Consider the following 6,412-nt stretch of genomic DNA (forward strand, 5'->3'; position numbering starts at 1 on the left):
TTTTATTTGGTTTCAAATGCAGTTAATAGACTTTAACCATGTAGATATAGTCTTGCATTTTCTTGATTTGTTCTGTTCTTGGTAAACCCGCCAAGCTGTTCTTTTTGTTGATCTTAAGCCCTGTAACCAAAGAATCCGTTGGAATCTCTGCTAACGCATTCAAGATTGATTTTGTTTTGATTGCAAAGGCTGCACCATCAATTCCACGTTGCTTTCCAGAAATAATACCAATAACGTTACCTCTGCTATCCAATACAGGACCGCCACTATTACCTGGATTGACTGGTACGGAAATCTGATACGCGATGGTATCACCGGCATAACCAGTTGATGAACTTAGGTATCCTTGACCATATACGGCTTCATCTCGCGGAAAGCCGATGGTATAGATATCTTCACCAAGATCTGAAGTTGATGTTTTAAATGTGTACGGTAAGCTCTTAACTTTTTTAAAGTTCTTATCAGCGATGTACAAAATAGCCAAGTCTTTGCTAGGATCAGTATGTACGATTTGTGCTTTATAGGATTCGCCTTTATTATTTTGCAAGTAAATCGAATCTGCACCACTAACAACGTGGTAGTTAGTGACAACATAACCATCTGTTGTCAACATAAAGCCTGTTGCGCCAAATTGGCTTTCAGCACCTTTCACTGATTTTTTGTCGTTGATATCTTTGATTGCAGCATTGTGGGCATTGACGTTCTTTTTGACATTGTTCATGTCTCTACGCAATGCACTGTAATCGGAAGAAGCCTTTTCGAGGTTGCTGTAATAACCGCTCAACCATAATGTGCCAAATACCGCAAATACCGCGACTACTGCAGCGACCAAAGAACTGGCTTTGATACGTTCCCAAAGAGAAATCACCGTTGACTGCTTCATTGGTACGACCTTAGTCGTTTTACTTTGGGTTTTATGGTATTCTTTTGCTGATTGTGCCAATACATTTTTGAAATCTATCCGATGGCTAGTTTCTTTCATATGGGCAACAAATTCGCGGTGTTGTTGTAATTGGGCAGCATAGGAGGGGTGTTCAGCACAGAAAGATTCAAATGCAGCTTGTTCCTCGGCCGATAATTCGCCGCGAAGATATTGATCTGCTAATTCGAAAAATTCTTTTTGATTCATTGTTCCCATGGTGTTACTCAAATTTTAATCTGTTGAAAAAAATATTTTTTTCAGCCGTTGCAGGCATTTATACTTCTGAGTCTTGGCATTATCTGTATTGGTATAACCAAATTTTTCACAGATATCCTGCATCGAATGGTTTAAGATGTAGAAATCGTGTAAGATTGTCTTACAGGGTTCTCCCATTTTCTCTAAGGCAAGCTCCATTTGGTCAAACTTTTTTTCAAGTTCTTGATGCTGTTGTAGATCATCTTCCTCAAATAAGGAATCTTCATAACCGCGAATGTCACTATTGCCAAAACCAGCACGATTGAGTTGCTTAAGCCAAAGCCTTCTGCAAATCGAGTAGAGATATGTTTTAAGTTTGCTGCTGAGCTCAAAGTTCCCTTTGGAAACTTTATCGTAGAGCACAATCACAGCTTCTTGAAAGATATCTTTCGCTTCATCCTCCCTTCCATTATTTTGCAAGATCATATGGCTTATAGACGGATAGTAACGCTTATAGATAGCATCTATCGCCAAGCTGTTGCCGTCTTTGATGCCTTCAATGATTTGCTCATCATTTTCTAGCAGGACTGATTTACTGAATTTACTCACCTATTAATACCTTAATGCTTAAATTGTAACCCTTTGAAAAATAAAATTATTCGAAATAATTTCAAACGCCAACTTTTATTTGTTTAAAGCGAAATCTATCCAAAAATACTGCTTATTACTGACAACCGAAAGCATTTGTTTTTTATTGGAATAGTACGGTCTATTTCTTAGCGCGGCAAGTTTCCTTTGCATCTTTTTTTGATGTTGTTACTTGCTTTGCTGCATAGCTGCCAGAAGAACTACCCTCGACTGATGAAGCACACGAAATTGAGCGAAAGGATTTTCGATTGTATCGAAAAAGTTTCGCAATCGAGTGCTTTCATAATCTGCTTGTTATTACTCCAAAATGAAGTTACATTTGGTTTCCTAGTCTAAATTGTTCAACGACATTATGTTAAGAAAATCTCTTATTTTTTCAACGATTCTAGCCTCCTTGCTATTCCTGAACACAAGTTTCACGATAGGGCAGACCACCACATCCGCTATCGACGGTTTTCAGTACGGAACATTACAGTCTCCAAAAGGGAATGAGTGGGAATCTCCCCAACTATTATCACTAAATAAAGAACTGCCACATGCTTCGTTCTATTCTTTTAAAAACGTGCAGAGTGCAAGAAAAGTACTTCCCGAGCACAGTAACTATTGGATTTCGCTCAATGGATCCTGGAAATTCAACTGGGTGAAGACTCCGGAGGAGCGGCCGAAGGATTTTTATCATCCTACATATGATGTTGGTGGCTGGGAATCGGTGCCTGTGCCCATGAGCTGGAATATTTTTGGTATACAAAAGGATGGCAGCTTAAAGTATGGCGTGCCTATTTATACCAACCAGCGCGTTATCTTTCATCATCAGGTAAAGGTCGGTGATTGGAAAGGTGGGGTCATGCGTACACCAGCCCAAGATTGGACGACTTATGTTTATCGTAATGAAGTTGGATCTTATCGACGCAACTTTACAGTCCCCACCGACTGGGACGGCCGCGAGGTATTTATCAATTTTGATGGTGTGGATTCTTTTTTCTACCTATGGATCAATGGCAAGTATGTCGGTTTTTCTAAAAATTCAAGAAACGTTGCGTCTTTCAACATCTCACCTTACTTAAAAAAGGACGCTGACAATGTGTTGGCTGTTGAAGTCTATCGTAGTTCCGATGCTTCTTTTTTGGAAGCTCAGGATATGTTTAGGCTGCCCGGTATATTTCGTGATGTCTCCCTGACTTCAACGCCAAAGGTGCAGATTCGTGATTTGGCGGCTATTCCAGATTTGGATAGCAATTACGAAAATGGTTCCTTGAAAATTACGAGTACGGTACGCAATCTTGGCAATAGAAAAGCTGAAGGCTATAAACTCGTTTATTCACTCTATAAGAATAAGCTATATAGTGACGAGAATACCTTTGTAGACCAGGCAGAAGCAGCTGCAGCTGTGCCAGTCCTCGATGGTCAAGTTTCCAACAGCATCACAGCAACGTTGAATGTGAAGAATCCAAATAAATGGTCGGCAGAGTTACCATATCGGTATACTTTGGTGGCTGAATTGAAGGATAAGAAGAACAAAACTGTTGAAACTGTTTCCACCTATGTTGGATTTAGAAAGGTTGAAATTAAAGATACCAAGGCCGCGGATGATGAATTTGGGCTGGCTGGACGCTATTATTATATCAACGGCAAAACAGTTAAGCTAAAAGGGGTCAACAGGCACGAGACCAACCCGGAGCATGGGAAAGTGGTGACGAGGGAACAGATGGAAGCTGAGGTAAAATTGATGAAAAGGGCCAATATCAACCACGTTCGTAATTCGCATTATCCAGAACCTGCCTATTGGTATTACCTATGCGATAAATATGGAATTTATCTGGAGGATGAAGCCAATATTGAAAGTCACGAGTATTATTATGGAAAAGAATCTCTCTCGCATGTTCCTGAATGGAAGAATGCACATGTGGCCCGTAATATCGAAATGGTGCATTCGACCATCAATCATCCGGCTGTCGTCATTTGGTCTTTAGGAAACGAAGCTGGTCCCGGCGATAATTTTGTGGCAGCCTATCAGGCCATCAAGAAAATCGATACTTCAAGACCTGTTCAATACGAGCGTAACAATGCAATCGTAGATATGGGATCCAACCAATATCCGTCAATTGACTGGGTCAGAGGTGCTGTAAAAGGTACCTATAAATTAAAGTATCCTTACCATATCTCTGAATATTCACATTCCATGGGGAATGCTGTTGGTAACTTAATTGATTATTGGGAAGCCATCGAATCGACAAACTTCTTTATGGGCGGAGCCATCTGGGATTGGATCGATCAGGCGATGTATTATTACGATAAAAATACAGGAGAACGCTTTTTGGCCTATGGTGGTGATTTTGGGGATAAACCCAATGATGGAACTTTTGTCAATAACGGGTTGATCTTTGCCGATATGAAACCTAAGCCACAGTATTATGAGGTAAAGAAAGTATACCAAAATGCGGGCGTAAAGGCCGTTGATATGCAACAGGGTAAAATTGAACTATTTAATAAAAATTACTTTAAGGACCTATCCGATTATCAGGTACAGTGGTCGTTATTCAAAGACGGTGTAGAAGTCACAAATAGCCAAGGCACGATCAGCACGGCGGATTTGCCTAATGCGCGCCAACGCAAGCAGTTTGTATTGCCGATAAATTACGCACAGTTAGATGCTGGATCGGAATATTTTGTGAAAGTCCAATTTATACTCCATGAAGATAGGCCATGGGCAACAAAAGGTTTTGTCCAGATGGAGGAACAGCTTTTTGTCAAAGCTGCTGAAAAGAAACCGCTGATTTCATCTGTTGCAAAAGGGGGAGCTCCGGTACTTTCCAAAGAAGGTGATTTGCAGGTGGTGAAGGGAGATCAGTTTATCGCGAAGTTTGATAATAAAACAGGCTCAATATATAATCTAACGTATGCCGGTAAACAAATTATCCTCGATGGCGAAGGGCCAAAATTGGATGCACTACGTGCCCCGGTTGACAATGACAACTGGGCTTACCAACAGTGGTTTGAAAAGGGATTACATAACCTGAAACATAAGGTTTTGTCGTCAAATAGCTATACCAAGAAAGATGGAACAGTTGTATTGGCATTTACAGTTGAATCGCAAGCGCCTTATGGTGCGTCTTTGTTAGGTGGAACTTCGGGAACCTACACCCTTAAAGCACACAAAGACAAACCTTTTGGTAAGGACGACTTTAAATTCACAAGCAATCAGATCTGGACCATCTATAAGGATGGCTCCATAGAATTATCTTCGAGTATTACATCTAATAATGCGAGTATTGTCTTAGCGCGACTGGGCTATTCTTTGCAACTGCCTGCTGAATACAGCAACTATAGTTATTATGGCCGTGGACCGATCAACAATTATGCTGACCGGAAGACTGCTCAATTTATTGAAATGCACAGAAGCACCGTTAAAGATCAGTTTGTGCCGTGGCCCAATCCGCAAAGTATGAGCAACAATGAAGATGTGCGTTGGGCAGCATTGACAACGAATAATGGACAGGGAGTTGTTTTTGTTGCGAAAGAACATTTAGCAACCTCGGCTTTGGAATATAGTGAGCTTGAATTGACGTTTGCACCACATCCTTACCAATTGCCAAAGAGTTCGGGCGTGCACGTACATCTTGATGCCGCGGTAACCGGATTGGGTGGCAACAGCTGCGGACAAGGGCCTCCGTTGGAAAAAGACCGAGTGAAAGCGGTGCCTACGTCTATGGGCTTTATTATCCGTCCGATTCAGAACCATGATATGATGGAGAAGGTTCAGGTAGCGACTGCAGGAGATGCGCCAATATCAATCGTGAGAAGTTCCAATGGTGAGGTTTCCATGCTAGCAGGAAATAAAAGTGAGCCTGTATTGTACAGTTTGAACAACGCAAAGCCAAGTATCTACAAAGCACCCTTTGATTTACGGGCCGGTGGTAGCGTAACCGCTTGGTATCAGCATAATGAGAAATTAAAGGTAACACAACAATACACAAAAATCGAGACTATTCCAATGGAAGTTGTCTTTGCTTCAAGTCAGGAAACTGGTGAAGGTGATGCCAAGAATCTATTGGATGGAGATCCATCTTCGATCTGGCATACGATGTATTCGGTAACGGTAGCTCAATATCCGCATTGGGTTGATTTTGACGCTGGAAGTAACAAAACAATTAAAGGGTTCACTTTCCTACCCAGACAGGATGGGCCGAATGGTGATATTAAGGATTACAAAATTCAAGTGAGCAAGGATGGCAAGAATTGGGAAGACGTGATGTCGGGATCTTTTGAACGGAATAAAAAACTAAAAACGGTTCGATTTGAGAGGCCTGTAAAGGGACGTTATATCCGTTTTACAGGGCTTAACGCACAACGGGGTGATGATTATGCATCATGTGCTGAATTTATAGTGATAGCGGAGTAAATAAATAATTTGATGTATACCGGCCAGTATGCTGCAACGACAGCATACTGGCTTTTTTATTCACACAATACATGGCTTTCGTCAGCACAACGCAATTAGGAGATCCGCGGCGGATTCTCAAAACTGCACGATTCTGCGGACGCTTGTCAATACGAATTAAAAAAGTGGAAGTAGGCTTATCAAAGCAAAAAAAAAGCATCACTTAGTTATAAGTGATGCTTTTTTTGTTGGCGGTCTGGACGGGACTC

At 41.2% G+C, this 6,412-nt stretch carries 3 protein-coding genes; 1 reads left to right on the forward strand and 2 read right to left on the reverse strand.

Features of this window, described 5'->3' with window-relative positions; translation table 11 throughout:
* Positions 1–22: 22 nt before the first annotated feature.
* Both B2107_RS13885 and B2107_RS13890 read right to left on the reverse strand, forming a co-directional pair.
* On the reverse strand, positions 23–1,129 hold the full coding sequence (locus tag B2107_RS13885) for a S1 family peptidase (protein ID WP_293956248.1): 1,107 nt from the start codon (positions 1,127–1,129) through the stop codon (positions 23–25).
* 24 nt (positions 1,130–1,153) lie between these two features.
* Positions 1,154–1,726 carry an RNA polymerase sigma factor gene (locus B2107_RS13890; RefSeq protein WP_293956249.1) on the reverse strand — a complete coding sequence of 191 codons (573 nt, stop codon included), beginning with the start codon at positions 1,724–1,726 and terminating at the stop codon, positions 1,154–1,156.
* 391 nt (positions 1,727–2,117) lie between these two features.
* Between B2107_RS13890 and B2107_RS13895 the strand changes: the two genes are divergently transcribed.
* Positions 2,118–6,164, forward strand: coding sequence for a glycoside hydrolase family 2 TIM barrel-domain containing protein (locus B2107_RS13895; RefSeq protein ID WP_293956250.1), 4,047 nt, complete (start codon positions 2,118–2,120; stop codon positions 6,162–6,164).
* Positions 6,165–6,412: the final 248 nt, after the last annotated feature.

Origin of the sequence: Sphingobacterium sp. UBA7855 (genome assembly GCA_002500745.1) — a bacterium.
Classification (GTDB): domain Bacteria; phylum Bacteroidota; class Bacteroidia; order Sphingobacteriales; family Sphingobacteriaceae; genus Sphingobacterium.

Bases quoted from the DNA above. Each gene is read 5' to 3' on its own strand.
- B2107_RS13885 (WP_293956248.1), bottom strand. From the start codon at position 1,129: ATGAATCAAAAAGAATTTTTCGAATTAGCAGATCAATATCTTCGCGGC.
- B2107_RS13895 (WP_293956250.1), top strand. From the start codon at position 2,118: ATGTTAAGAAAATCTCTTATTTTTTCAACGATTCTAGCCTCCTTGCTA.